Annotated in this window: 21 protein-coding genes and 1 pseudogene; 9 read left to right on the forward strand and 13 right to left on the reverse strand. The window is 58.8% G+C overall.

Going from position 1 to position 23,343, the window contains the following annotated elements; translation table 11 throughout:
• Positions 1 to 388: 388 nt before the first annotated feature.
• Positions 389 to 853: a MarR family transcriptional regulator gene (locus WNZ14_RS05835; protein WP_342867645.1), complete on the forward strand. Its 465-nt coding sequence runs from the start codon at positions 389 to 391 to the stop codon at positions 851 to 853.
• 119 nt (positions 854 to 972) lie between these two features.
• On the opposite strand, the gene WNZ14_RS05840 is transcribed toward WNZ14_RS05835, so the two are convergent.
• Together WNZ14_RS05840 and WNZ14_RS05845 are read right to left on the reverse strand one after the other, a co-directional pair.
• Positions 973 to 1,500 (reverse strand): GNAT family N-acetyltransferase, encoded by a 528-nt coding sequence (locus tag WNZ14_RS05840; RefSeq protein ID WP_342867646.1) that lies wholly within the window; start codon positions 1,498 to 1,500, stop codon positions 973 to 975.
• Between the two features lie 6 nt (positions 1,501 to 1,506).
• Positions 1,507 to 2,055 (reverse strand): XRE family transcriptional regulator, encoded by a 549-nt coding sequence (locus WNZ14_RS05845; RefSeq protein ID WP_342867647.1) that lies wholly within the window; start codon positions 2,053 to 2,055, stop codon positions 1,507 to 1,509.
• Between the two features lie 155 nt (positions 2,056 to 2,210).
• Here WNZ14_RS05845 and WNZ14_RS05850 point away from each other — a divergent pair, with 155 nt between their 5' ends.
• Positions 2,211 to 3,599 (forward strand): HD domain-containing phosphohydrolase, encoded by a 1,389-nt coding sequence (locus WNZ14_RS05850; RefSeq protein WP_342867648.1) that lies wholly within the window; start codon positions 2,211 to 2,213, stop codon positions 3,597 to 3,599.
• A gap of 3 nt (positions 3,600 to 3,602) precedes the next feature.
• Here WNZ14_RS05850 and WNZ14_RS05855 read toward each other — a convergent pair whose 3' ends face one another.
• Complete coding sequence (locus WNZ14_RS05855; RefSeq protein WP_342867649.1) at positions 3,603 to 4,370, reverse strand: hypothetical protein; 768 nt, start codon at positions 4,368 to 4,370, stop codon at positions 3,603 to 3,605.
• 155 nt (positions 4,371 to 4,525) lie between these two features.
• Positions 4,526 to 5,566 (reverse strand): zinc-dependent alcohol dehydrogenase family protein, encoded by a 1,041-nt coding sequence (locus WNZ14_RS05860; RefSeq protein ID WP_342867650.1) that lies wholly within the window; start codon positions 5,564 to 5,566, stop codon positions 4,526 to 4,528.
• Between the two features lie 427 nt (positions 5,567 to 5,993).
• Between WNZ14_RS05860 and WNZ14_RS05865 the strand changes: the two genes are divergently transcribed.
• Positions 5,994 to 9,641, forward strand: coding sequence for a hypothetical protein (locus WNZ14_RS05865; RefSeq protein ID WP_342867651.1), 3,648 nt, complete (start codon positions 5,994 to 5,996; stop codon positions 9,639 to 9,641).
• Positions 9,642 to 10,414: 773 nt separating this feature from the next.
• On the opposite strand, the gene WNZ14_RS05870 is transcribed toward WNZ14_RS05865, so the two are convergent.
• Positions 10,415 to 12,004 (reverse strand): peptide chain release factor 3, encoded by a 1,590-nt coding sequence (locus tag WNZ14_RS05870; protein WP_342867652.1) that lies wholly within the window; start codon positions 12,002 to 12,004, stop codon positions 10,415 to 10,417.
• 93 nt (positions 12,005 to 12,097) lie between these two features.
• Here WNZ14_RS05870 and dut point away from each other — a divergent pair, with 93 nt between their 5' ends.
• The 3 genes from dut to cysK all read left to right on the forward strand — a co-directional run bounded on the left by dut (position 12,098) and on the right by cysK (position 14,715).
• A complete protein-coding gene (gene dut / locus WNZ14_RS05875) occupies positions 12,098 to 12,592 on the forward strand; it encodes a dUTP diphosphatase (RefSeq protein ID WP_342867653.1) in 495 nt (164 codons plus the stop codon).
• Positions 12,589 to 13,593 (forward strand): proline racemase family protein, encoded by a 1,005-nt coding sequence (locus WNZ14_RS05880; protein ID WP_342867654.1) that lies wholly within the window; start codon positions 12,589 to 12,591, stop codon positions 13,591 to 13,593. The genes dut and WNZ14_RS05880 overlap by 4 nt, the downstream gene beginning before the upstream one ends.
• A 150-nt stretch (positions 13,594 to 13,743) precedes the next feature.
• The gene (gene cysK, locus WNZ14_RS05885) at positions 13,744 to 14,715 is read left to right on the forward strand and encodes a cysteine synthase A (protein ID WP_342867655.1); all 972 of its coding nucleotides are present in this window, start codon (positions 13,744 to 13,746) and stop codon (positions 14,713 to 14,715) included.
• A gap of 127 nt (positions 14,716 to 14,842) precedes the next feature.
• Here the strand turns inward: cysK and WNZ14_RS05890 are convergent, their stop codons facing one another.
• Positions 14,843 to 16,375 carry a YifB family Mg chelatase-like AAA ATPase gene (locus tag WNZ14_RS05890; RefSeq protein WP_342868520.1) on the reverse strand — a complete coding sequence of 511 codons (1,533 nt, stop codon included), beginning with the start codon at positions 16,373 to 16,375 and terminating at the stop codon, positions 14,843 to 14,845.
• Between the two features lie 317 nt (positions 16,376 to 16,692).
• Here WNZ14_RS05890 and WNZ14_RS05895 point away from each other — a divergent pair, with 317 nt between their 5' ends.
• Together WNZ14_RS05895 and WNZ14_RS05900 are read left to right on the forward strand one after the other, a co-directional pair.
• Entirely contained in the window at positions 16,693 to 17,415 is a 723-nt protein-coding gene (locus tag WNZ14_RS05895; RefSeq protein ID WP_342867656.1) for an outer membrane beta-barrel protein, read from the forward strand.
• Between the two features lie 92 nt (positions 17,416 to 17,507).
• Complete coding sequence (locus WNZ14_RS05900; protein WP_342867657.1) at positions 17,508 to 17,810, forward strand: YciI family protein; 303 nt, start codon at positions 17,508 to 17,510, stop codon at positions 17,808 to 17,810.
• Between the two features lie 25 nt (positions 17,811 to 17,835).
• Here WNZ14_RS05900 and gshB read toward each other — a convergent pair whose 3' ends face one another.
• From gshB to WNZ14_RS05930, 6 genes and pseudogenes are all read right to left on the reverse strand, one after another.
• The gene (gshB, locus tag WNZ14_RS05905) at positions 17,836 to 18,783 is read right to left on the reverse strand and encodes a glutathione synthase (RefSeq protein WP_342867658.1); all 948 of its coding nucleotides are present in this window, start codon (positions 18,781 to 18,783) and stop codon (positions 17,836 to 17,838) included.
• A gap of 421 nt (positions 18,784 to 19,204) precedes the next feature.
• Complete coding sequence (locus WNZ14_RS05910) at positions 19,205 to 19,504, reverse strand: hypothetical protein (RefSeq protein ID WP_342867659.1); 300 nt, start codon at positions 19,502 to 19,504, stop codon at positions 19,205 to 19,207.
• Positions 19,505 to 19,613: 109 nt separating this feature from the next.
• A pseudogene (locus tag WNZ14_RS05915) lies at positions 19,614 to 19,807 on the reverse strand (transposase); the annotation flags it as partial.
• A gap of 130 nt (positions 19,808 to 19,937) precedes the next feature.
• The gene (locus WNZ14_RS05920) at positions 19,938 to 20,306 is read right to left on the reverse strand and encodes a YraN family protein (RefSeq protein WP_342867660.1); all 369 of its coding nucleotides are present in this window, start codon (positions 20,304 to 20,306) and stop codon (positions 19,938 to 19,940) included.
• Positions 20,303 to 21,262 (reverse strand): 16S rRNA (cytidine(1402)-2'-O)-methyltransferase, encoded by a 960-nt coding sequence (gene rsmI, locus WNZ14_RS05925; RefSeq protein WP_342867661.1) that lies wholly within the window; start codon positions 21,260 to 21,262, stop codon positions 20,303 to 20,305. The genes WNZ14_RS05920 and rsmI overlap by 4 nt, the downstream gene beginning before the upstream one ends.
• Before the next feature lie 120 nt (positions 21,263 to 21,382).
• Positions 21,383 to 22,015, reverse strand: a complete 633-nt coding sequence (locus tag WNZ14_RS05930; RefSeq protein ID WP_342867662.1) for a LysE family translocator — start codon at positions 22,013 to 22,015, stop codon at positions 21,383 to 21,385.
• A gap of 134 nt (positions 22,016 to 22,149) precedes the next feature.
• Here WNZ14_RS05930 and WNZ14_RS05935 point away from each other — a divergent pair, with 134 nt between their 5' ends.
• Positions 22,150 to 22,368 carry a DUF6500 family protein gene (locus WNZ14_RS05935; RefSeq protein ID WP_342867663.1) on the forward strand — a complete coding sequence of 73 codons (219 nt, stop codon included), beginning with the start codon at positions 22,150 to 22,152 and terminating at the stop codon, positions 22,366 to 22,368.
• Between the two features lie 26 nt (positions 22,369 to 22,394).
• Here the strand turns inward: WNZ14_RS05935 and WNZ14_RS05940 are convergent, their stop codons facing one another.
• Positions 22,395 to 23,204 (reverse strand): sulfite exporter TauE/SafE family protein, encoded by an 810-nt coding sequence (locus tag WNZ14_RS05940; protein WP_342867664.1) that lies wholly within the window; start codon positions 23,202 to 23,204, stop codon positions 22,395 to 22,397.
• Between the last annotated feature and the right edge of the window lie 139 nt (positions 23,205 to 23,343).

Raw genomic sequence — 23,343 nt, forward strand, 5'->3', positions numbered from 1 at the left:
GTGATCATAGCGCCCCCATTTAGAGGCGTGGCGTTTCGATCCTGGGCTCAAATGCCAGAAGCTCGATCGGATCTCGCTATTTATAAATCCCAAATGGTTTCGTCTTCATAATCAAAAGCGAAGCCTTTCTTTCGAAGATTGCCCTGAAGAGCAGATGTATCAACCGGGTTACCGGCGCCCGACGTCAGAGCATCACAACCGCTTCGGCGATTGCCATGCCGCTGTGCTTGCAGAAGTGTGCTGAACGGGAGACAATCGGGCAATCTCCATGCTTAAATTGGATCTGAAGGTGATAAGGTCGAAGAATTGAGTGACTTGGTTGCAAGATCCGGGTGCTCCGCGGGGCTCTACAGAGCGCGGAGATCAAAACAAAGGAAAATTGAACGGAATGAACCCGGCAAACAAGCCAAGCGAAGTCTTCTCCTTTTTTAGAGAAGTCAGCATCATCGATCAGCTTTGCAACACGCTGATTGCGAGAATATTGCCTGATGGCGTCCATCCCTCCCATTTTGCCATCATTCTGCACTTGGCGCGGTCGGGGGATGAGAAAACACCTCAGGCACTCACTGAGGCCATGCAGGTCACCAAGGCCACCATGAGCCATTCGCTGAAAGTGCTTGAACAGCGTGGTTTCATTCAAATCAGGCCATGCGCAATGGATGCACGCTCGAAGCTTGTGTACCTCACCCCGGCTGGCCGGACATTCTATGATGAGGCCATGGATGTTTCCTCCAGGACATTCCGGAGTTTTCTGCGTGAGGATCACCGCCAGAGCATGATCCGTGCCTTGCCGGACCTCATTGCAATTCGCCAGCTTCTCGAAGAGAACCGGGTTCCTGTCTCCGAAAGCTGAGCACCAATTTTGGCATTCCTGCACCGTCTGAAAAGACTGTAATACTCTGAAAAACGGGCAGATAAATCCTGGCGAATGAAGGATGACCGGTTCCGTCTTTCAGACCGGCGCAGCTGGCCTCACAGCATCTTGTACATATAGGTCGTGGCGTGGTGCGCCTTGCCGTCGGGGTCAAGCGCAAAGCCGGGGATCACGCCAGCCGTCCTGAACCCTGACGCCTTGTAAAGCGGTTCGGCCTTGTCGCCTGTGCGCGTATCAAGGGTTACAAGCGTCTTGCCCGCCGCCCGCGCCTCTCCGTCCAGTGCCTGCATCAACGCCCTGCCGATGCCTTTGCGGCGCGCTGCGGGATGCACCATCATCTTGGCTACCTCGCAGCGATGCGGCTGGTTCGGCGGCAGCGCCACAATCAGTTGCACCGTTCCCACCGCCTCACTATTCAGCTTTGCAACCAGGAGCCGGCGATTGCCTGCCCGGACTTCTGGAAAAACCTGTCCGGTAAAGAACGCATGCGCGTCAGCCTGTGAAAACGGTTGCATGTAGCCGATCGCCGCCCCGTCATTGACAGTCAGCGCCATGATCCCGGCCAGCACATCTGCATGGGCGTCCAGTTCATCGGCTGCGAGGGTATGAATGCTGATCGTGGTCATATCGCCTCACATAAGAACGAGAAGGTAGGATGCCGGGTCTACGCCGGTTTGAAACTTCGAGGGTCCGAACAGCTGGTAGCGAAGGCAGTCGCCGGCCTCGAGCAGGTGTTCATCGTTGCCAACAGTCACGGTGAGCGTGCCAGACAGCATCACCAGATGATGCTCATGCCCCGGCACCGAGGGCGCTGCATAGGAAATCATCTGGTAGGCCGAAAGCTCACATTGCAGCACTTCCGCTGACAATCCCGCGCTCGGTGGCGACACCACCCTGCGGGTAAATCCGTTGTCGGGATCGCGCCACAGGCTTTGCTCGTTCTTCCGGACAAGCGGCGCATATGGTGCCTCGATCGGTGCCAGCAATTGCGATATCGTCATCTGGTAGGCGGACGAAAGACTGCCCAGCGTTTCCGCCGTTGGGCTGACTTCGGCATTCTCGACGCGCGACAGCGTCGAGCGGCTGACCGCACTGGCGTCAGCCAGTTCCTGCAGCGACCAGCCGCGCGCCAGGCGTATCTGCTTGAGCCGCTCCGCCAGTCTTTCATTCAGGTCTTGCATTTGAAATCCCGAATACGAGATAAAATCCCGAATAAGGAATATGAACTTCTGAAGCCGCAGTCAAGCGCCGGATGTGAACGCTCCCGGTTCGCACTGTTGATTAGAATATTGTTAAGTGGCGAATGCTAAGAAAGGGCGCCAATCGAGAGTGAACCATGAGCAAAAGCCTTTACTTGACCCAAGCGGAAGGCAATCGCCCGCAATCCTTCAAGCTGGCCGAATTGCTCGGTGCGCTGAGTTATGCACTGGATCTGACCGAGGGACAGCCCGCCGGCCATTGCATCCGCTGCTGCTGGATCGGCACGCGCATCGGTGAGGCGCTGAACCTGCCCGATGATGTGCTCAAGGATCTCTTCTACACCCTGCTGCTCAAGGATCTCGGCTGCTCCAGCAATGCTGCCCGGATCTGCGAGCTTTACCTCGCCGACGATATTGCCTTCAAGCGCGACTTCAAGACCATTGACGGCAGCCTCTCCTCTGCGCTGCGGTTTGTTTTCGCCAAGACCGGGCTTGAATCCGGCTTGAGCGAACGCATTCGCGCCATCGTCAACATCCTGCAGAACGGCGGCGAGATTTCCCGCAACCTAATTGAAACCCGCTGTCATCGCGGTGCCGATATTGCGGCCCGGATGCGGTTCTCGCAGGCCGTCCAGGACGGTATCCTCTCGCTTGACGAGCACTGGGATGGATCGGGCAAGCCCGAGGGCCTGAAGGCGGGCGAGATCCCGATGATCTCGGGCATCGCGCTGCTGGCCCAGGTGATCGACATCTTCCACAACGAGAGTGGTGTCGCGGCCGCCCTGCGCGAAGCCGAAGCCCGCGCAGGTGACTGGTTCGACCCGGCGCTGGTCGAGGCTTTCGTCGCAGCCCAGGCCGCGCCTGATTTCTGGCCGTCGCTCGCAGAGCCAGATCTCGAGGCAAAGGTCTTCGCCATGCAGCCCGCGCGCGCTTCCGAGCCGGTGGATGAGGATTATCTCGACGACATCGCCGCAGCCTTTGCCGAGGTGGTCGACGCCAAGAGCCCGTTTACCGCCGACCACTCCAACCGCGTCACGCTTTACACCGACATGATCGCCGAGGAGCTCGGCCTTGATGAGGCGCACCGCCGCTGGCTTCGCCGCGCCGCGCTTCTGCATGATCTGGGCAAGCTCGGCGTCTCCAACCAGGTGCTCGACAAGCCTGGCAAGCCCGATGAAGAGGAGTGGCAGTCGATCCGCCGCCACCCGGTCCTGAGCGAGGCCATCCTTGCCCGCGTCGAGGCCTTCAACGACATCGCCCCGATTGCTGCCGCCCATCACGAGCGGCTTGACGGCAAGGGCTACCCCTATGGTCTGGCGGGCGATGAGATCTGTCTCGAGGCCCGCATCCTGACTGTTGCCGACGTCTTTGATGCACTGTCGGCCGACCGGCCCTACCGCGCAGCCATGCCGATTTCAAAAGCGCTCTCCATCCTCGATGAGGACGCAGGCCATGCCTTCGATCCGGCCTGCATTGAAGCGCTCAAGGCAGGCCTCGCCAGGCTCAATGCATCGGTCGCGGCCTGAGCCTCACTGAAACGCCACGCTCTCCAGAATATCCGCACTCACGGTGTCTTCGAGCGCGGCATCATTTCCCACCTCGACCATGCTGGTGGCGATATTGATGGTGGCGATCAAGCCGTGCGGGCTGTCGTCCTGCATCAGCGCCACCACGCGCGCCAGCACTGTGCCGTTGGAGCTGTCCTTGACATCGACATAGCGGCCGATCAGCTCGACGGCATCAAACCGCCCCAGTCTTCTGGTGCGCACGGCGTCGAGCTTGCGATCGCCCTGGCCATTGGTGATCTGCGCCCACACGACGTTTTCCATAAATTCGGCCAGTTTCTGCTGACGTTGTGGCAGCGGCCCGGGATCGAGCTTGAACGGGTTGAACTGGATGCTCTCGATGAACTGCTCCTCCGGGGTGCCGTAGAGGATCTTGATATAGGCCTTGCCGAGTTGCTCGGGAAACAGCGCCGCGCGCAAAACGCCCTCGATCCGCGGAACTCTGAATTCGAACGGCGCCGGAACCTCGATCGAATGCTTTGCCTGAAATTCCGGACCCACGACGACCTGGTCGCGGATCACCAGCCCCTGCACGGAAAGCGGCTTGAAGCTGAATTTTGCCGATGCGGAGTTTTCTGCGGACACGGTGTTGAAGCCTCCGAGGCAAAGGGTCATGGCCGCGGCAACGATGACAGGTTTCAACATCGGCGATCTCCTCGTCCAGCGCCCGGGATCCAGTCTAGCAAGGGCCGCGCCCCGGTCAACTCCGTCGCCGGGCAAGCACCAGTTCATGCCGCGCCCGCCTTTGCCGGCCCGAGGGCGGACAGCGGCCCGTGACGCGAGCCTGAAAGTTGGCCAGGGACCTTGGTTGGCCAAGGACCTTGATTGGGAAGAGACCTTGTTTGGCCAGAGCCCCTGGTTGCGAAGCGACCCTGACAAAATCCCGCTTAAAACTCCGTCACCACCGTCACGCCCACGCCCTCGAACCGGTCCATCCCCATCAGCGCCTCGATGGATTGCTCCAGCGAGATCTGCCGTCCCACCAGCTTTTCCGGGCTCAGACGCCCCGCCAGAATCATCTCCAGCATCGCGCCATAGCGGTGCGCTTGCATGCCGTGGCTGCCGTAGATTTCCAGCTCGTGGCTGATCACCCGCCCCATAGGCACCGGCGGAAAGCTGTGATCGCCGGCCATCAGCCCGACCTGGATATGCCGCCCGCGCTTGCGCAAGGAATTGATCGAGTTCACGCACGTGCTCACAGCGCCAAGCGCATCAAGCGACACATGCGCCCCGCCGCCGGTGATCTCGCGCACAGCGCCCGCCACATCCTCCACTTCGCCAGCATTGATCACCGCCTCGGCCCCCAGCTCGCGCGCCAGCCCCAGCGCGGCTTCGGAAATATCCACCGCCACCACCCGCGCGCCGGATGCCACCGCAATCATGATCGCCGAAAGCCCCACCCCGCCGCAGCCATGCACCGCCAGCCATTGCCCGGCCGACACCCGGCCCTGGTCCACCACCGCGCGAAACGAGGTGACGAACCGGCAGCCAAGGCTGGCCGCCGTGGCAAAATCAAGCGTCTCGGGCAGCGCCACAAGGTTCAAATCAGCACGATGGATCGACACGAACTGGGCAAACGACCCCCAATGGGTAAATCCCGGCTGAAACTGGTTGTCGCACACCTGCTGATGCCCGGCATGGCACTCCGGGCAGTGCCCGCAGCCACCGACAAACGGCACCGTCACCCGGTCGCCCACCCGCCACCGCGTCACATCACGGCCCACCGCGGCAATCACGCCCGCAAGCTCGTGCCCGGGCACATGCGGCAACTCGATATCCGTGTCATGCCCCACCCAGCCATGCCAGTCCGACCTGCAAACCCCCGTCGCCCGCACCTCAACCACCACCCCATGAGGCTCAGGCGTCGGGTCCGGGAGGCTGACCAGCTTGGGCGGCGCGGAAAAGGCTTCGTAGAGAATGGCTTTCATGACGAGGGTTCCGGGGTTGTGAAGGGAGGGCAGGGGGAGAGGTTTACACTGGGGCTTGGGGATTGGGGAGTGGAGGAATTGATTTGAATTATGTGAGAACCGCTACGCGCTCGGGCATAATCTGCCAGCTGGTCAACAATCGGTACGAAGCGGCTTGTCTGAAGTTCAACGCAAAAGGGCCACAAAACCTCAATGTAGATATTACATTGAGGCAGATCAGAAACAGAAACTGCGGTCGGTTGACACTTCACGAAATACAATTCCAACTAGTAAACTATTTTGAGATTCGACCAAAATTTGGAGCTTTGACTTGTTGGTATCGGCTAATGATATAGCGCAATGGGCGGCAACTCGTGATGCTCAAGGTCAGCTGCCTACATTGATCCGACGACTAATTGGGAGGTCAGCTACCCTTACTGCCATTTCCATGCCTGCAGGTAGTTCAGTGAGTGTTGGGGGATTCGATGGAGAACTCAACGCCCTTGAGGGCAATGCATTCGTGCCAAAAGACAAGTCTGTATGGGAGCTTAGTGTCGAAGGTAATCCCAAAATTAAGGCGGAAAGAGACTACAATAAAAGAACTAAAAGAATATCTGAAGAGATTCGAACGAATACGACATATGTAGCCGTCACCGGACGAAAGTGGGCAAAGCGTGGTGACTGGGTGACGGACAAAAAGTCTTCCGGCGATTGGAAAGACATTAGGGTCATTGACGCCGATGATATCGAGTTGTGGCTGGAGCAAGAGACTGCGACCCAGATATGGTTCGCTGAGCTCCTTGGTTTGCCTACTGGATCGCTGAAATCGCCCGAAAGATACTGGAGTGATTGGAACCGTGATGTTGTTCCCGCAATTAGCGCTGAAGCAATCTTAGCTAGCCGCGAGAAAGAATGTGAGAGGCTTGTGAAATTACTGCATGAACGCAAGGATGGCGGCATCATCGTGATTCATGCGGACAGCGTTGAGGAAGCTGTCGCATTTTCTTGTGCCGCGATCATCAGGAGCGCGACACAACTTTCCCCTAAGTCTGTTGTTGTTGGTGACGCTTTGGCTTGGACCGCCGTTGCCAGCAGCTCAAATATAAGTCTTGCGATTGCTTCCGAAACCGTCATATCCGCTGCCGCTCCCAATCGAGATGGCCTAATCTTGCTAGTTCCGGTAGCCACTGGAGATAGTGAAGCTCATTTCCCCGGTCATCGGGGATTGGACATTGATCCCGACCTCTGTTTGCAGCGAACTCTCCCTGAGAACTTTAGAGACGCATTGATCGATATGGGTGTGGATCGAGGTGATGCAAAGAGACTCGCTCTTCAATGCGGCCGTTCGTGGTCAGTTTACCGAAGAGTGAAGAACAATAATCCCGCTCAGAAACAACCCATATGGGGTGATGGAAAGTATGCGCCCGTCTTAACAACTCTCGCTCTGGTGGGGGCCTATGCCGAGGGAAAGGAAGCCGATCAGAAGGCAATCGAGCAGATCGCAGAAATCCCATTCGATGATTTTGCAGGTCAAGCGGAAAAGCTTATTCGAACCAACGATGCGCCGATTGTGCGCATCGGCAGCGTGGTAAAAGCGAAATCGCCGCTAGAGCTCTTCAAGATGAACGAGGCAGGCATATCAGCCAAGATGCTCGGTCGCTTTCTTCGCGTGTGTGAAAAGGTCATTGGCCAGCAAGATCCGGCTTTTGATATGGCGCGTGAGGACCGTTGGCTTGCAAATGTTGAGGGGAAAACTCGACCTGAATCTGGTGCGCTTTTTCGAGCTTTGGCGGATGCGCTTCCTCGCATTGCTTATTTGAGTGCCAACGATGATTGCCGATACCAAATTGGTCAGCTTGTGAGACGTCTAACTCGCGAGGTGGAAGGAAAGAGATGGCTTGCGATTTCAGGTGTCCTGCGGCAACTCGCAGAAGCTGCGCCAGATGATTTTCTTCATTCTCTAGAAGTGGATTTAGGCAGTAAGAATCCACAGGTCTTCGCCTTGTTTGAGGAGACTACTTCGGGCGGAATTGGCGGGGACTGCGTATACGCTGACTTATTGTGGGCGCTAGAAACGCTAGCCTGGGCACCAAACCGCTTGTTGCGAGTTTCGAAAATTTTGGCCGAACTGACTAATGCACCTAAGGGGGGTAGCTGGGTTAACAGTCCATCATCTTCGCTTCTGAATATTTTTCGCGGGTGGCGGCCGCAAACATCGGCAACTATTGATATGCGAAACCGCGCAATTTCAGCTCTGAGCAAGAGCCATCCGAAGGAAACGTTCAGTTTAGCTATGGGTATGCTGCACAAAGGCTACGATACGGCCTCACCTTCTTCACGACCTAATTGGCGTGAAGATGACGCAGGAAGCAAGGAATACGTAACAAGTACGGAATATGCTGAATCGCTCAAGTATGCGTCTCAAATAAGTTTTGAACTTTCCGGAAATTCGGCCGATAATGCTACAGATCTTTTTGAGCGATATAATATTTTCGACGAAGCCGACCGAAAACGAGTTTTGGAAACGCTGAAGGTTGCTCTGGAACATGAGTCTGTCGACGGCTCACGCAAGATCCGCAAAGCTTTGCGAAATAAGCTTCATTGGGAACTCAACTATGGGGGAGAAAAAAGGGAAGGGCTGCTAAAGGAAGACATTTCGAAGATACAAAAGATCTATGATGAGAGCCAACCTATTGATCTAATCGAAAAGCACCAGTGGCTTTTTGAAAATTATTATTGCGAGCTACCAGAAAAAGAAGGGCACCAATCCCACAAGGAGGCTCAGGAGAAAATCAAGGCGCTCCGAGTACGAGCATTGCAAGAAGTATTTGATGTGCAGGGCTTTAGCGGAATAGAAGCGTTGGGCGATGCGTCAGGTCCGCATTGCTGTGTCGGCGGAATACTGCAGGACCTAGAGGCTCAAGAGGACGCCGTGATCGAATGGGCGGCAGAAAAGTTTGGGGGAAGCGGAGTTCCTACATTTATTGGCGAATGGCTCCAGTCTTTCAAAGATGATTATCTGGAATCTGTCCTACGCAAATTTCTTCGCCTAGGAAGCTCGAAGTTGGGTTGGACTGATGCGGAAGTGCTCGAATTTCTAAGTACTGCCCGTTGTGAGCCAACGACATGGACGATTGTTGGGGAGCATTCTTCCGACGTTCAGCGCCGTTATTGGAAAGGCCTTTCATGCCTACCGCTTTGGCATAAACCGGAAGCGAAGAAGCAGGGTATCGAGATGCTACTCCAAAATGACAATCCGGGGGCCGCCCTACGTAGTTTAAGGCATGGCGAAGAGGAATTTGACGGCTCGGAGATAGCACACATTCTCGAAAAGAATTTCGCATCCTCTAACAATGCGCTTGGTGACCTCCAACACCACAATATTCGCGTTCTTGTTGAGGTCATGGAAAAGAGTGCCACTCTGGATCGACAGAGGCTCTTGGGGCTGGAATTCCAGATGATTGCAGCATTTGGTCAGTTCGTCGCAGAGCTGATGACTGAATTGCAGCGTGAGATCATCCAGAATCCAAAGGAGATGTTGTTCACAATATCTAAGGCCTACAAGGCGGACTATGGGCCAGAAGGCGAATTAGGAGAACAAGAGACAAACTGGGCAAGGGCCTGTAGCCATCTTCTCTTGTACACAAAACTAACGCCAGGCCTTCAGCGAGATGGTACTTTTTCGGAAGTCGAGTTCCGTAAATATGTGGAAGAACTTATGAAATTGGCGCGAGCAGAAGGATATGTCAAAGGAGCCCAAATAGTGCTCGGGGAGCTTCTGGCCCATTCACCTGAGGCGGACAATGGAGATTGGCCACACCAGTGCGTTTGTGAAATTCTGGATGTGCCAGACCATGATGCAATACGGGACACATTTCGAACTGGTGTTTACAACAAACGAGGGGTTAGCAGTCGGTTATCCTATGATGGGGGCGAACAAGAGCGTGAATTGGCGACTAAATATCAAGGCCATGCGGACGGATGCCAAATTGAGTTTCCATTGGCTTCAAAAACCCTTGCTGATATCGCCGATTCCTACCGGCGAGACGCTTTACGCCACGATCGCGATGCTGAGTTCTCTAAAGAACGCTTTTAGTAAATGTACGATCTCCGGAATTCCGTCGATTTCTCCAAGGTGCCCTAAAATAGCCCCAACTTTTTCCACACCCTTTCCGCCCATGCGATACTCCTGCCACCTTCCGTCGCAACGGATGGCCGGAGCCCACGGAGCTTTGGCCGGCGGAAGGCGGTGAGGTTTGGCGCGCGGGGCCGTATCGCGGGTCAGACGCTTGCGTGAGTATCATCCCGGCCAGCAGGAACGCCCGTCAGCCAGAAGTGGGGCTGACAGATAAGGTGGTCGTGCGAAGGCCGTAACCGGAGGCACGGCCTGGCCGGCCCCGGCGGCGTTTTCTCGTGTGAGCCACACTGCCCGGCGGGCTGGCCGGTCTGCGCGGTTTGCATCCCCACTTGGAACGCCGGCCTGACAAGTCCCTTTGCGCATCTGGCGGGTTCCCCCGCCGTGTTGCCTGGGGGAGAGGGCGGGTTCGGCCCCAACAAGCCGAACAGAACGAAACCGCGCCAGGGCTTGAGGTGATCAGATCGCAGGAGGAGTTGCCCGCCCGTGCCCGGAAGGCATGGGCATCTCTCACCGGCGGGGCGCAGGTGCATGTCGCGTCCGATTGTTCGCAATCGGACGTAACGTACACGCACCACTTGGGTGACTGCGCCAATGCCACTTCTTCCACCACCACGGGCCAGTCGCCCGCGCGCCCCGCACTCCGGTCATCGGACTGGAACTCGAAACTGCCCCATCCCGTCGGCGAATTTTTCGCGCGCGGTGTTTTGGTGTGTCCGACGGCGGCGCGCCGCTCAGGCGGCTTTCGCCACCTGGTATTCCTTGATCGCCACCATATCGATCGTCTTCCAGCGCTCTGCCTCGTAATTGAGCGAGAACTGATCGGATGCCAGAAACACCGGATCGCCATCAAGATCGCGGGCAATGTCGCCGCGATGGCTGGTGACAAAGCGCTCGAGATCGTTCTTGTCGGCCGAGGATATGAAGCGGCAGATCGAAAACCGCGCCATCTCAAAGCTCACCGGCAAGCCATATTCTGCCGAAAGCCGTTCCTTAAGCACGTCAAGCTGCAGCGCGCCGACCACGCCGACAATCGCCGGCGATCCGTCCTCGGGCGAAAACAGCTGCACCACGCCTTCCTCGGCCATCTGCTGCAGTGCTTCCTTGAGTTTCTTGGCCTTCATCGCATCCTCGAGCCGCACCCGGCGCAGGATTTCCGGCGCAAAGTTCGGCACGCCCTGAAACACCAATGCCTCGCCCTCGGTCAGCGTGTCGCCGATCCGCAAGGTTCCGTGGTTGGGAATGCCGACCACGTCACCGGCATAGGCCGTGTCGGCAATCTGGCGCTGCGAGGCGAAGAAGAACTGCGGCGCCGACAGGCTCATCGGCTTGCCGGTCCGCGCCAGCCGCACTTTCATGCCGCGCTCGAGTGTGCCCGAGCACACCCGCACAAAGGCAATCCGGTCGCGGTGGTTGGGGTCCATATTGGCCTGGATCTTGAACACGAAGGCCGTCATCTTCGGGTCGGTCGCTTCCACCGTGCGCGTATCCGCCACCTGCGCGCGCGGCTGCGGTGCGAATTCACCGAGCGCATTGATAAGGTCGCGCACACCGAAAGCCTTGAGCGCCGAGCCGAAATAAACCGGCGTCAGATGGCCTTCGCGGAATGCCTCCAGATCGAACGGCCTGCAGGCTTCAACCGCAAGGCTTGCCTCCTCGATGAAGGTGGCGCGTTCGTTTTCCGGCAACAGCCCGGCAACCTTGTCCGATTCCGGTCCGTTGACCGGCGTCAGCTCGGTTTCTCTGTCTGATCCGCGCATGGCGGATTTGGAAAGGTGGTAGGTGCCCGAGAAAGAGCGGCCCTGTCCGATCGGCCAGGTCATCGGCGCGGTATCGAGCGCCAGCTTCTGTTCAACTTCATCAAGGATCTCGAACGGATTTCGCGCCTCGCGGTCCATCTTGTTGACGAACGTGATGATCGGAATATCGCGCAACCGGCACACTTCAAACAGCTTCAGCGTCCGCGGCTCGATGCCCTTGGCCGCGTCGATCACCATCACTGCCGCGTCCACCGCCGTCAGCGTCCGGTAGGTATCATCGGCAAAGTCTTCATGGCCCGGCGTGTCGAGCAGGTTGAACACGTGCCCGCCATACTCGAACGTCATCACCGATGTTACCACCGAAATGCCGCGCTCGCGCTCGATCTTCATCCAGTCAGACCGGGTCTGGATCCGGTCCTTCTTGGCCTTCACCTCACCCGCCAGCTGGATCGCACCGCCAAACAGCAGCAGCTTCTCGGTCAGCGTGGTCTTGCCGGCGTCCGGGTGCGAGATGATGGCGAAGGTGCGGCGGCGGCCGACTTCTTCGATGAGTGTATCGGGCATCAGTGGCGGATTCCTGTTGATTGCCTTGCCTTCTAGCTTCTTGCGGCCCGCCATGCAATTGACCTCGACCCGTCAAGGGTGAAAGCTTGGCTCATGACCCAACATGAAGTGCCTTCCGGGTTGACCCCGGACCTGCGGCCCGAGCTGCGTATCGTCCGCCTGCCGCACGGTGAAGGCCTTGAGTTGCCGTCTTATGAGACGCAGGGTTCCGCCGGCATGGATCTGCGCGCTGCAGTCGAGGAAGGCAGTCCGCTTGAAATCGCCCCAGGCGGTCGTTTCGCGGTTCCCACCGGGCTGATGATGGAAATCCCGGAAGGCTTCGAAGGCCAGGTTCGTCCGCGCTCCGGTCTGGCGCTCAAATCTGGTGTCACCTGCCTCAACACGCCGGGCACCATCGACAGCGACTATCGCGGCGAGGTCAAGGTGATCCTCGCCAATCTCGGCTCAGAGCCATTCACGGTCACCCGCGGCATGCGGATCGCGCAGATGGTCATTGCGCCTGTGGTGCAAGCGCGGGTCCGCCTCGAGCAAAGTCTCAGCGAAACCGTGCGTGGCACCGGCGGCTTTGGCTCGACTGGCACCCAATGAGTGGCCCGCTCACTGTTATTGACATGCACACGGGTGGCGAACCACTCCGGATTGTGACTGGCGGCTATCCGGAACTGCCGAAAGGCACGATCCTCGAAAAGCGCAGCTATGTTCGCGACAATCTCGATCACCTCCGCAAGATCCTGATGTTCGAGCCGCGCGGTCACGCGGACATGTATGGCGCGCTGCTGGTCGAGCCTGATCTGCCAGGCGCTGATCTCGCAGTCCTGTTCATGCACAATGAGGGATACTCCACCATGTGCGGCCACGCCATCGTGGCGCTGGGGCGCTACGCCGTGGATCAGGGGCTGGTGCAGCCCGGAGAGCATGTAACGATCGTCAACATCGAATGCCCCTGCGGTCTGGTGCGCGCCGAAGTCACCATGCGCGATGGCACGCCAGGAGATGTAAGCTTCGAGAGCGTGCCGTCGTTCCTGTTCGCCCGCGACAAGGGGCTCACCTTGGGCAACTGGGGCAAGGTCAGCTTTGACATCGCCTATGGCGGCGCATTCTACGCACTGGCCGACGCGCGCCAGTTCGGCCTCAAATTCGGCCGTGATCCTGTTTCGGCGTTTGTCGATGCCGCGGATCAACTGACAAAGGCGGTTCAGGCCGCTCATCCGCTCAGCCACCCCGACGCTGATGATCTGGCGTTTCTCTACGGCTCGATCCTGACCGATGGCCGCGATGCCTATTCGGATCAACCGACGCGAAATGTCTGCGTTTTTGCGGATCGCCAGGTCGACCGCTCACCCACCGGTTCCGGCGTCACCGCCCGGCTCGCGGCGATGCATGCCCGTGGCCAGATCGCTGCCGGGCAGGAGCGGATTTTTCAAAGCATCATCGGCAGCCGTTTTTCGGGCAGCGTCGCGTCGGTGACGACATCCGGCCCGCACCAGGCGATTACCGCGAACGTCTCGGGTCGCGCCTACTATTCCGGCAGGTCCGAATTCATAGTTGAGGAAAACGATCCGCTGGCGGCAGGTTTTCTTGTGCGTTGATCATTTTGAGCGAAATCGGGGTATGCAATTCCAGTTTTCTCGCGAATTTTGGAACGAAATTGCATCGTGGCTTATTCGTGTTTTGACGAAGTGGCTGGCCTCAAGGGCTCTCTCCGGCTAGAATCCGCCCAGAGGAAAAGGAGCCATGCCATGTCCGATTATTCATCTGAAACGCCCGGTCGCGGCCGCATATACAATTCCATCATCGACACCGTCGGCAACACGCCCATCGTCCGGCTTGGCAAACTCGCCGTGGCTGATGGTGTGAAGGCCGATCTCCTCGCCAAGCTCGAGTTTTTCAATCCGATCTCGTCGGTGAAGGATCGCATCGGCGTCGCCATGATCGAGGCGCTGGAAGCCGATGGCAAGATCACGCCCGGCAAGTCGACGCTTGTCGAGCCGACATCGGGCAACACCGGCATTGGTTTGGCCTTCGCAGCTGCCGCCAAGGGCTACCGGCTGGTGCTGACCATGCCGGAAACCATGTCGGTCGAGCGCCGCAAGATGCTTGCGCTGCTCGGCGCCGAGCTCGTTCTGACCGAGGGCCCCAAGGGTATGAAGGGCGCCATCGCCCGAGCCGAGGAATTGCTGAATGAAATCCCCGATTCGGTGATGCCGCAGCAGTTCGAAAACCCGGCCAATCCCGAAATTCACCGCCGCACCACGGCGGAAGAAATCTGGAACGACACCAAGGGTGGTATTGATTTTCTGGTTTCAGGTATCGGCACCGGCGGCACCATCACCGGCGTTGGCCAGGTGCTCAAGGCCAAAAAGCCGGGTGTCCAGATTGTTGCGGTCGAACCGGCGGATTCACCTGTCCTGTCGGGTGGAAACCCCGGCCCGCACAAGATCCAGGGAATTGGCGCCGGCTTCGCGCCCGGCGTGCTCGACACCGGCGTCTATGACGAGATTGCCAAGGTTACCAACGACGAAGCCTTCGAAATGGCGCGCCGGGTCGCAAGGCTTGAAGGCCTGCCGGTCGGCATCTCCTCGGGCGCAGCCCTCACCGCTGCGGTCCGTGTCGGCCAGCGTCCGGAAAATGCCGGCAAGCAGATCGTCGTCATCATCCCGTCCTTTGCCGAACGCTATCTCTCGACCGCGCTGTTCGACGGCCTCGGCTGAGGGCTGTTACGCCTGACGTAAGATCGAGCATACCCGGGGTATGGTCGAGCCGCAGAGCGTCAACACGTTAACCCGGCTCGTGCCAGCCCCTGGCCGATCTCGGCGGCACCGAGACCGTCGGCCAATCTCATGCTGCCGCAGATACCCGTTCGGACCCGATACGGTAGGAAATCGCCTCGGCCAGGTGAATCCGACCGACGGTTTCTGCGCCGCCGAGATCGGCCAGGGTCCGCGCCACCTTGAGAATGCGGTGATAGGCCCGCGCTGAAAATCGCATCTTTTCCGCCGCATCGCTGAGCAGCGCCTGGCCGCCCGCGTCGGGCTTCGCCACCTGTTCGACCAGCGAGGTCGTGCATTGTGAATTGGTGCGGATATCCGGACGTCCGAGATCGCGGTAGCGGGCCTGCTGCATGATGCGCGCTGCCGCCACGCGCGCTGCGACATCGGCGCTGCCTTCCGACGGCTGCGGTTTGATCAAGTCCTGCGCGGTGACGGCGGGAACATCGATGCGAATGTCGATCCTGTCCATCAACGGTCCCGAAATCCGGCCCTGGTAATCGGCTTGGCAACGCGGCCCGCGCGAACACGTATGCCCCGGTTCACCCGCCATGCCGCAGCGACACGGGTTCATCGCCGCGATCAGCTGGATATTTGCCGGATAGCTGACCCGATGATTGGCCCGCGCAATGACGCTCTCGCCATTCTCCAGCGGCTGGCGCAGTGAATCGAGTACCTGTGGCGTGAATTCAGGGAACTCGTCGAGAAACAGGATGCCGTTGTGCGCCAGTGACACCTCGCCGGGACGGGCACGCAGGCCGCCGCCAACCATAGCCGCCATCGAGGCCGAGTGATGCGGCGCCCGGAACGGCCGCCGATCCGACAGTTTGCCGCCTGCCAGTTGGCCCGCAATCGAGTGGATCATCGACACTTCCAGCAGCTCCGGCGCCGACAGCGGCGGCAGGATTGAGGGAAGCCTCGCCGCCAGCATGGATTTGCCGGATCCCGGAGGCCCAACCATGATCAGATTGTGCCCTCCAGCCGCCGCCACCTCAAGCGCCCGCTTGGCGGTCTCCTGACCCTTGATGTCCGACAGGTCAGGCAAGTTCGCAGGTGCTGCACGCATCGCCGGCACCGGACGCGCAAGCACCTGGGTGCCGCGGAAATGATTGGCAATGGCGATCAGCGAGCGCGGCGCGATGATGTCGATCTCTTTGCCGGCCCAGGCCGCCTCGGGTCCGCTGCCTGCGGGGCAGATCAGCCCCTTGCCGAGTGCATTGGCGCCGATTGCCGCGGGCAGGGCGCCCGCAACCGTGGCGATGGTGCCGTCGAGCGAGAGTTCGCCCAGCACCACATAGCCATCCAGTGCATCGCCCGGAATTGCGCCGAGTGCTGCCATCAGCCCGAGCGCGATCGGCAGGTCGAAATGGCTGCCTTCCTTGGGCAGGTCGGCGGGTGCAAGATTGACGGTCACTTTCTTGGCTGGCAGCGACAGCCCCGAGGCGTGCAGCGCCGCCTGCACTCGCTCCCGGCTCTCGGCCACCGCCTTGTCGGGCAGCCCGACGATATGCATGTTGACCTTGCCCGGTGCAATCATCACCTGGACGTCGACTGGCACCGCCTCGATGCCCTGGAAAGAAACCGTGCTGACCCGCGCGACCATGTGCTTCTGCCCCTTCATGTTGCCTGCCCACCCGCGCCGGTCAACCGAAGTTTCCCGTTATGCGCGATCTCGATTTACTTAAACACGGCATGCGGACTAAAACAAGAACAATACGGCAACAATTGCACCATTAAAGGGAATGCGGTTGTGTTGGGTTGTAGTCTGAGAACGTCGTCACGATTGTCATATGGGAGAATGCACAGAGATTGGCTGCTGTGTTTGCTAATGTTCGACAATGGGTATCTACCAAGGCCGATGCGACGGGGGGGCACCATCCCGCAAAGGCGGGTTCTCTACCTGAGCAGGGAGAGCCAGCCATGTATCGTTCATTGATGACTGCGGTTGCCGTTGTACTTTCAGTTTCAACGCAAGCTGCCGTCGCAGCCGATGGCGCGCCCCATGACTGGAGCGGCTATTACATAGGTGTCGACCTCGGTGGCGCACGGAGCAAGACAAACCTGACCAACACGGTCAGCGATCCGGCGCTGAACTGGACTGACTTCGGGGTCGGAGATAGCCTTGGCTACACTCGGTCCGGCCTGCTGGGTGGCGCCCATGTCGGGTTGAATTTCCAGCAAGACCGTTTTCTCTATGGTGCGGAACTCTCTGCCTTTGGAGCCGGTATCAGCGGCGGCGGCACTCTGCCGCCCAATCTGACGGGCAGCGCGGGTGACGATGTTTTCGTATCGAAAATCCTGATGCTGCTGCTGGCGACTGCACGGGTTGGCTACACCTTTGACCAGACGCTGCTTTACGCGAAAGCCGGCTATGCCGGTGCGAAAGTCAGCACCAGCGTGGCAGATAGTGTTGGTTCGTTGGGCGCTGGAAGCAATTCGGCCTGGCGCTCCGGCTTTGCGCTTGGAGCAGGTGTGGAACACGCGGTTGCCAGTAACTGGACCCTTGGTCTCGAATATGATTATGCCCGTCTCGGCAGCGCCAGCATCAATCTCGGCAATACGGCACCTTACGTCTTCAACGACAAATCTCGCAATGTGCACATGATTGTTGCCCGGTTGGGGTACAAATTTAGCGGAAACTGAACTACGTGAAAGGCCGTATTCCGGGCGGTGTCCGGGGGATTCGGCTCTAGACCGGATTTTGTTTTGCATTCAGTCCGGGACGGAGCAGCAGAATGGCCTTTCTCAAGGATGGCGAGCATCTTTTCGTCATCGATATCACCTACATCACCGCGCTTGAAACCATTGATCCGCTGGTGGCGCCGCATATGACTTTCATCGAGCGCAACTATGCCTCGGGCCTGTTCCTGGCCTCGGGCGCAAAGGTTCCGCGCACCGGCGGTGTCATCATCGCCCGCGGCCGGTCGGTGGCCGATATCGAGGCGCTGATCACCGGCGATCCGTTTCACATGGCCGGCGTGGCGAAATACCGGATCACCGAATTTGATCCCGGCAATGTCGCCGCCGCGCTGAGATAGGGCGCGGTCCCGCACGTCTCCGGTTTTAGTGCCGCTTGGATTCGACCGCGTCCCAGAACAGCGAGGCCACATCCGGGCCGCCGAAATTGCGGATTTCGCGCAGGCCTGTCGGCGAGGTCACGTTGATCTCTGTCATCAGGTCGCCGATGATGTCGATACCGACCAGGATGAAGCCGCGGGCTTTCAGCGACGGGCCGATGCGAGCGCAGATTTCCTGCTCGCGGGCCGTCAGCTCGCTGTGCTCGGCGCGGCCGCCGACATGCATGTTCGAGCGGGAATCGTGCTCGGCCGGCACCCGGTTGATCGCGCCCACCGGCTCGCCGTCGATCAGGATGATGCGCTTGTCGCCGGCCCGGACCTTGGGCAGATATTCCTGCGCGATGAACGGCTCGCGGTACATCTGCGCAAACATTTCCAGAAGCGACGTCATGTTGCGGTCATCCGGCTTGATATGGAACACGCCTGCGCCACCATTGCCGTAGAGCGGCTTCAGGATCATGTCGCCGACTTCGGCGCGGAAGGCGTTGATCGTCGCCGGATCGCGGCTGATCAGGGTCTTGGGCATCAGGTCGGGAAATTCGGTGACGAAGATCTTCTCCGGCGAATTGCGCACCCAGGCCGGATCATTGACCACCAGCGTCTTCGGGTGAACCCGTTCCAGAAGGTGCGTCGAGGTGATGTAGGACATGTCGAACGGCGGGTCCTGACGAAGCAGCACCACATCCATGTCGGCGAGCCTGATCCTTTCGGGCGCCCCGAGCTCGAAATGGTCGCCCTCGACATCGCGCAGGATCATCGGCTCGGCCACCGCCTCGATCTCGCCGTTGCGCATCGACAGCTGGTCCGGCGTGTAGTGAAACAGCTTGTAGCCGCGTGCCTGCGCCTCAAGCGACATGGCGAAGGTCGAATCTCCGGCAATCTTGATGGAGCTCACATGGTCCATCTGGACCGCGACATTCTTGATCTTGCTCATGGGTAGGAAGTCTCCGCCGATTTGATGATCTCACATAGGGCGTGGGTGGGGGGAATTGCAACGGGGGAGGGGTGGAATTGGGGGAATGGGCTTTGACTGCAAAGGGCGGGAAGCGGGATTTCGCCGCAACTGCGAAACAGCCCAGCAACTCTACAGCGAGTGGACATTCAGACGATTGCGAAGGCAGAATGTTTTCTGCCCGCCACATGGTAGCTTCGAGCCCATATTAACTTCGTAAGCGTATTGTAACGATCGAACTCGCGACATGATCGGCACCTGACATGCGATTGCTCACAGTTAGTCTGGAGGTATCGTAAATTGAGTGTCTAACTGGGATGATTTAGCGCAACTGGAGCAGACCAGATCGCAAACCGAAACCGAACGCCATCAAGACCAAAGTGATGATGGCGTTCGGTTCAACTTATTTTTTGATTTCTGGTGCCAACTTTAGTTTATTGGCTGGCTTTGCAAAATCTCTTGTCTCTTTCTTTGAGAACTGTTTTGGTGCCCGGATCAGTACATGATCTTTCGGAGCCATAATTGAACAGGTAGTACCGCGTTTGTCTAGTACGGCTTGGCTAGGACACACGTCAACATCCCAACATTTTCCAACATGTCTGCCACCGCATTCGGATGCTGCAACTGCCGTCTGCATGGTTATAATTGGAGTTGTAGGTGCGATGATGGCGAGGGCGACAAGTGTTTTTGCAAGTTTTTTCATTTCTAAAATTCTCCATATTTTCAATAATATTGTTCTAGCCAACTCATCCTGAACACCAAATGAACGATAGTGAGCTTTGCGGCCCCACTTGAGTGGTCCATTATAAAAGTTAGTGCATGATCGGCCTTTGGTCCATCGGGACGACGGCCTCTGGCGTAGGAGGGCGGTAGCCCAGAGCGCACTGTGGGGTCGTTTGGCGTTGTAGTGTTTCCTCCAGCTTTCGATAATGATCTGGGTTTCTCGAAGCGAGAAGAAAATTTCACCGTTCAGTAATTCATCCCGCATCCTCCCATTGAAGGTCTCAAGAGCCCGCTGTCCCGACATTGATCCATCGGAAATGCTGTGTGGTTGACGAATGGCGGCAATCGGGCAGCCGCGGTGCAGCATTTGACAAGGTGACGAAGGGCCGCTTCGGGCCGAAAGTGTTCACCCCCTAAAACGCATCCTCAAGATGCTTCGGCCACCGCCACGGGCTCACCACCATGATATCATGCCGCCACGACAATCGTGGCCCATCCCGCTGCCGGCTGATGAACAGTTCGCCCGCGGCCGCAATCCGCCGTTGCGCCGGATAGCTCACCGCGTCGACGCCGGAGGCCAGGTCGCGGCGGGCCTTGACCTCGACGAAGGCGATGAGGTCGCCTTTGCGCGCGACGATGTCGATTTCGCCCACCGGGGTGCGGTAGCGCAAGGTGACGATGCGGTAGCCCTTCAGCATCAGGGCGAGGGCGGCGAGCAACTCGGCGCGGCGGCCCTTGCGCTCGGAGCGCCGTTTTCGGTCGAGCTTGTCGCCCGCGCTCACGCCTCACCTTTCGGGGTGGTGCCTTTCATGGCAAGCAGCTGGGAATAGAGATCCTTGCGGTTGAACCCGGTGAGCCTGGCCGCTTCCGTCGCGGCCTTGCCTGCGGGCAGCTCGGAGGCGAGCCTCGCCAGCAGCGCATCGACATCATCTTCCGATGGTGCGGGCGTGGAGCCGGGGCCGATCACCAGCACGATCTCGCCGCGCACGTTCTCGTCCTCATACTGGGTGGCAAGCTCGCCCAGCGTGCCGCGCCGGATCTCCTCATAGGCTTTGGTGAGCTCGCGGCAGACCGCAGCCGGGCGCTCCGGGCCCAGCACCTCGGCAGCGGATTTCAGGCAGGCTGCCAGCCGGTTCGGGCTTTCAAAGAACATCAGGGTGGCTTCTGTTGTGGCGAAGCTCGCCAGCCGGTCGCGCCGAGCCTTGTCTTTGGAAGGCAGGAAGCCCGCAAACAGGAACGTGTCGCTCGGCAGGCCCGAGGCCACCAGTGCCGCCATCGGTGCGGAGGCGCCGGGGATCGGGATCACCGGCACTCCGGCCTCGATCGCGGTCTGCGACAGCCGGTAGCCGGGGTCAGAGATCAGTGGCGTGCCCGCGTCGGAAATCAGCGCCACACTCTTGCCCGCTTCCAGCGCTTCCATCAGCTTCGGTCCGACACGCTCGGCGTTGTGCTCGTGATAGGCGTAAGGCCGTGTGGTGATGCCGAAGCGGTCGAGCAGCACCCGGCTGACGCGGGTGTCCTCGCAGGCGATGATGTCGGCGCCTGAGAGCGTTTCCAGCCCGCGAATGGTCATGTCGCCAAGATTGCCGATCGGGGTGGAGACCAGATAGAGCCCAGGCTCGAGCGGCCGTGCGGTGATCTCGTGCCCGCTGACACGGAAAGACCGGACCGGCGGTTCGGTCACGGCACCGCCTTTACCGCCGCTGTCAGTCGAACTTGGTGTGGTCTTGCGCGCCATCTTTGCCCCGCAGCCCGCTCGCGGGTGTCACGCGTTGGGGCCATGTTTCAATCTGAGCCGGGTGTAGCAGACTTTTTCCAAGGGGTGTGAGAGGCAGCGGCTTGGAAAGTCAGTCGCTCGCTAGACCTTAAGGCTCGCGAGCTTCGCCCCGAAGCCGATGAACACGATGCCGGTCACGCCCTTGAGCCAGCGTTGAAACGAGGGGCCTCGCGCCGCGCCCGAAAGACGAGCAAACAGAATGATCATGGCCGAGAACCAGACCAGATTGAGCATCGAGTGGATGAACACAAGCGCAAACGATGCACCGAGCGCCCCGTGCGTTTGCGTTATGAATTGCGGGAAGGCTGCGAGGTAGAACATCGAAACCTTGGGGTTGAGCGCGTTGGTGAGGAACCCTTCGACAAAGGCCTTCGCCAACGTCCGCTGCCGTTTTGCCGGCTTGATGTCGCTGGCGGGCGGCAACCCGTTCCAGGCGTCCCGCAACGCCTTGAAGCCGATCCAGCACAGATAGGCAGCGCCCAGCATCTTGACGATGAAGAAGGCCTCCGCCGAGCGCACCAGGATCAGCGAAATGCCGAGAATGGAGAGTGTGCCATGCACGTAGAACGCGGCGACAAAGCCTGCCACATTGGCAAATCCGGCGGCCTTGCCCGAGGTCGGAACCGTCTTCGCGATCAGCACCCCGTTGGGGCCGGGCGACATCACCAGAAGCGAGGCGATAAAGCTGAAGCTCAGGAGGGTGGCGATATCCATCGGTTTGCCTTTCAGGTTGTGTGAATTCTGACTAAGGCAAAGACCTGCGATCTTGCAACACCTGTAAACCACCGCTTCTGACAGTTTTGGGCTGGCCAACAAGCCAGCAGGAAGCACTCGAAACGGAGGCGCATATGAGAGCATCATTGAGACAGAAGGCCATCGCAGTCTGCGACGCCAAAATCGCACAAAAAGGAGAGGGTGTCGGACTATCGTTCTACGCTTTCTTCGCCAACAGGAACGAGGATCCGGACCTGCTCATGGAAGCCGCGACCTGGTGGATCAAGACACACGAGCTCGATCATTTCGAAAAGGCTGTAAAGATTCGAGCCATGCTGGTCGATCTGCAGTGAGCAGCTAACAAGAAGTGCCTCTTTCCTCAGAACAGCTGCAGGGTCAGGCCTGTGGCTGCCAGCAGCATAAGCAGCAGCAGGCAGGCCTTCTTGTAGAACCGCTCATGGGCCGGACGAAACAGCAGGCTGCCAAGCCCGACGCCAAGCAGCACCAGCGGCGACATCAGTGCCCCGCGCCAGATTGCCTCTCGGGTCAGCATGCCATAGGCAAACAGATAGAACAGCGATGTGAACATGCCGATCGCCAGGTACATCACCAGCGATGCCCGCATCTGCTTCGGCTCGCTTCCGCTGGCCAGAATATAGAGCGCGATGACCATTCCGCCGACGGAAGCGAGGCCTGTCGCAAGCCCGGCCACCAGACCGCTGAGATAGAGCCCGCCTCGTGTTGCCAGGAATTCGGGCGCGAATTTGAGGATTTGCGCCACCGTCAGACACAGGATGAGGCACAGAGCCACCAGTTTGGAGTGATCGGTGCTGATGCTGGTGGTGGCGAGCAAACCCAGCGGCAAACCTATTGCCGAGGTGATCACCAGCACCCAGACCATCTTCATGTCGGCATTGCGCATGCCGCCCCTGAACATCGCCAGGCTAGCAGTACCCTCGAGCACAAAACAGATCGGTATCAATTCGACGGGAGGAATCAGAAAGGCGACGGAGGCCATCACGATTGCCGAAAGTCCGAACCCGGCAAAACCGCGCACTATGCCGGCAATGGAAACCGCTGCCATGACGACTATAAGGTCATTGAGGGGAAGGTCGGTAAGTTGCGTCAGTTCGGTGATCAAGAGGTAGCCTGTTTCAGTGAGAATGTTGCCGGGACAATGAACAATCACCGCCAGGTCTTAACTGTCCATTTCTGTCTGCCATGCAGTCCAGTAGCGTTCAGGGCGGCGAGCATCACAGAAACCTAAAGTTAATCAACACCATGTATTCCTTGTGGAATGTCCAGGGCATGTATTGGGTCTTTCCATG

It is taken from the genome of Hoeflea sp. AS60, assembly GCF_038900115.1.
Taxonomy (GTDB): Bacteria; Pseudomonadota; Alphaproteobacteria; order Rhizobiales; family Rhizobiaceae; genus Hoeflea.

Excerpts from the sequence above, each read along its gene's own strand:
- rsmI (WP_342867661.1), bottom strand. The coding sequence starts at position 21,262 with ATGGCGCGCAAGACCACACCAAGTTCGACTGACAGCGGCGGTAAAGGC.
- WNZ14_RS05890 (WP_342868520.1), bottom strand. The coding sequence starts at position 16,375 with ATGGTCGCGCGGGTCAGCACGGTTTCTTTCCAGGGCATCGAGGCGGTG.
- WNZ14_RS05860 (WP_342867650.1), bottom strand. The coding sequence starts at position 5,566 with ATGAAAGCCATTCTCTACGAAGCCTTTTCCGCGCCGCCCAAGCTGGTC.
- cysK (WP_342867655.1), top strand. The coding sequence starts at position 13,744 with ATGTCCGATTATTCATCTGAAACGCCCGGTCGCGGCCGCATATACAAT.
- WNZ14_RS05840 (WP_342867646.1), bottom strand. The coding sequence starts at position 1,500 with ATGACCACGATCAGCATTCATACCCTCGCAGCCGATGAACTGGACGCC.
- WNZ14_RS05865 (WP_342867651.1), top strand. The coding sequence starts at position 5,994 with ATGCCTGCAGGTAGTTCAGTGAGTGTTGGGGGATTCGATGGAGAACTC.
- WNZ14_RS05855 (WP_342867649.1), bottom strand. The coding sequence starts at position 4,370 with ATGAACTGGTGCTTGCCCGGCGACGGAGTTGACCGGGGCGCGGCCCTT.
- WNZ14_RS05835 (WP_342867645.1), top strand. The coding sequence starts at position 389 with ATGAACCCGGCAAACAAGCCAAGCGAAGTCTTCTCCTTTTTTAGAGAA.
- WNZ14_RS05895 (WP_342867656.1), top strand. The coding sequence starts at position 16,693 with ATGTATCGTTCATTGATGACTGCGGTTGCCGTTGTACTTTCAGTTTCA.
- gshB (WP_342867658.1), bottom strand. The coding sequence starts at position 18,783 with ATGAGCAAGATCAAGAATGTCGCGGTCCAGATGGACCATGTGAGCTCC.
- WNZ14_RS05900 (WP_342867657.1), top strand. The coding sequence starts at position 17,508 with ATGGCCTTTCTCAAGGATGGCGAGCATCTTTTCGTCATCGATATCACC.
- WNZ14_RS05910 (WP_342867659.1), bottom strand. The coding sequence starts at position 19,504 with ATGAAAAAACTTGCAAAAACACTTGTCGCCCTCGCCATCATCGCACCT.
- WNZ14_RS05850 (WP_342867648.1), top strand. The coding sequence starts at position 2,211 with ATGAGCAAAAGCCTTTACTTGACCCAAGCGGAAGGCAATCGCCCGCAA.
- WNZ14_RS05930 (WP_342867662.1), bottom strand. The coding sequence starts at position 22,015 with ATGGATATCGCCACCCTCCTGAGCTTCAGCTTTATCGCCTCGCTTCTG.
- dut (WP_342867653.1), top strand. The coding sequence starts at position 12,098 with ATGACCCAACATGAAGTGCCTTCCGGGTTGACCCCGGACCTGCGGCCC.
- WNZ14_RS05845 (WP_342867647.1), bottom strand. The coding sequence starts at position 2,055 with ATGCAAGACCTGAATGAAAGACTGGCGGAGCGGCTCAAGCAGATACGC.
- WNZ14_RS05870 (WP_342867652.1), bottom strand. The coding sequence starts at position 12,004 with ATGCCCGATACACTCATCGAAGAAGTCGGCCGCCGCCGCACCTTCGCC.
- WNZ14_RS05880 (WP_342867654.1), top strand. The coding sequence starts at position 12,589 with ATGAGTGGCCCGCTCACTGTTATTGACATGCACACGGGTGGCGAACCA.
- WNZ14_RS05935 (WP_342867663.1), top strand. The coding sequence starts at position 22,150 with ATGAGAGCATCATTGAGACAGAAGGCCATCGCAGTCTGCGACGCCAAA.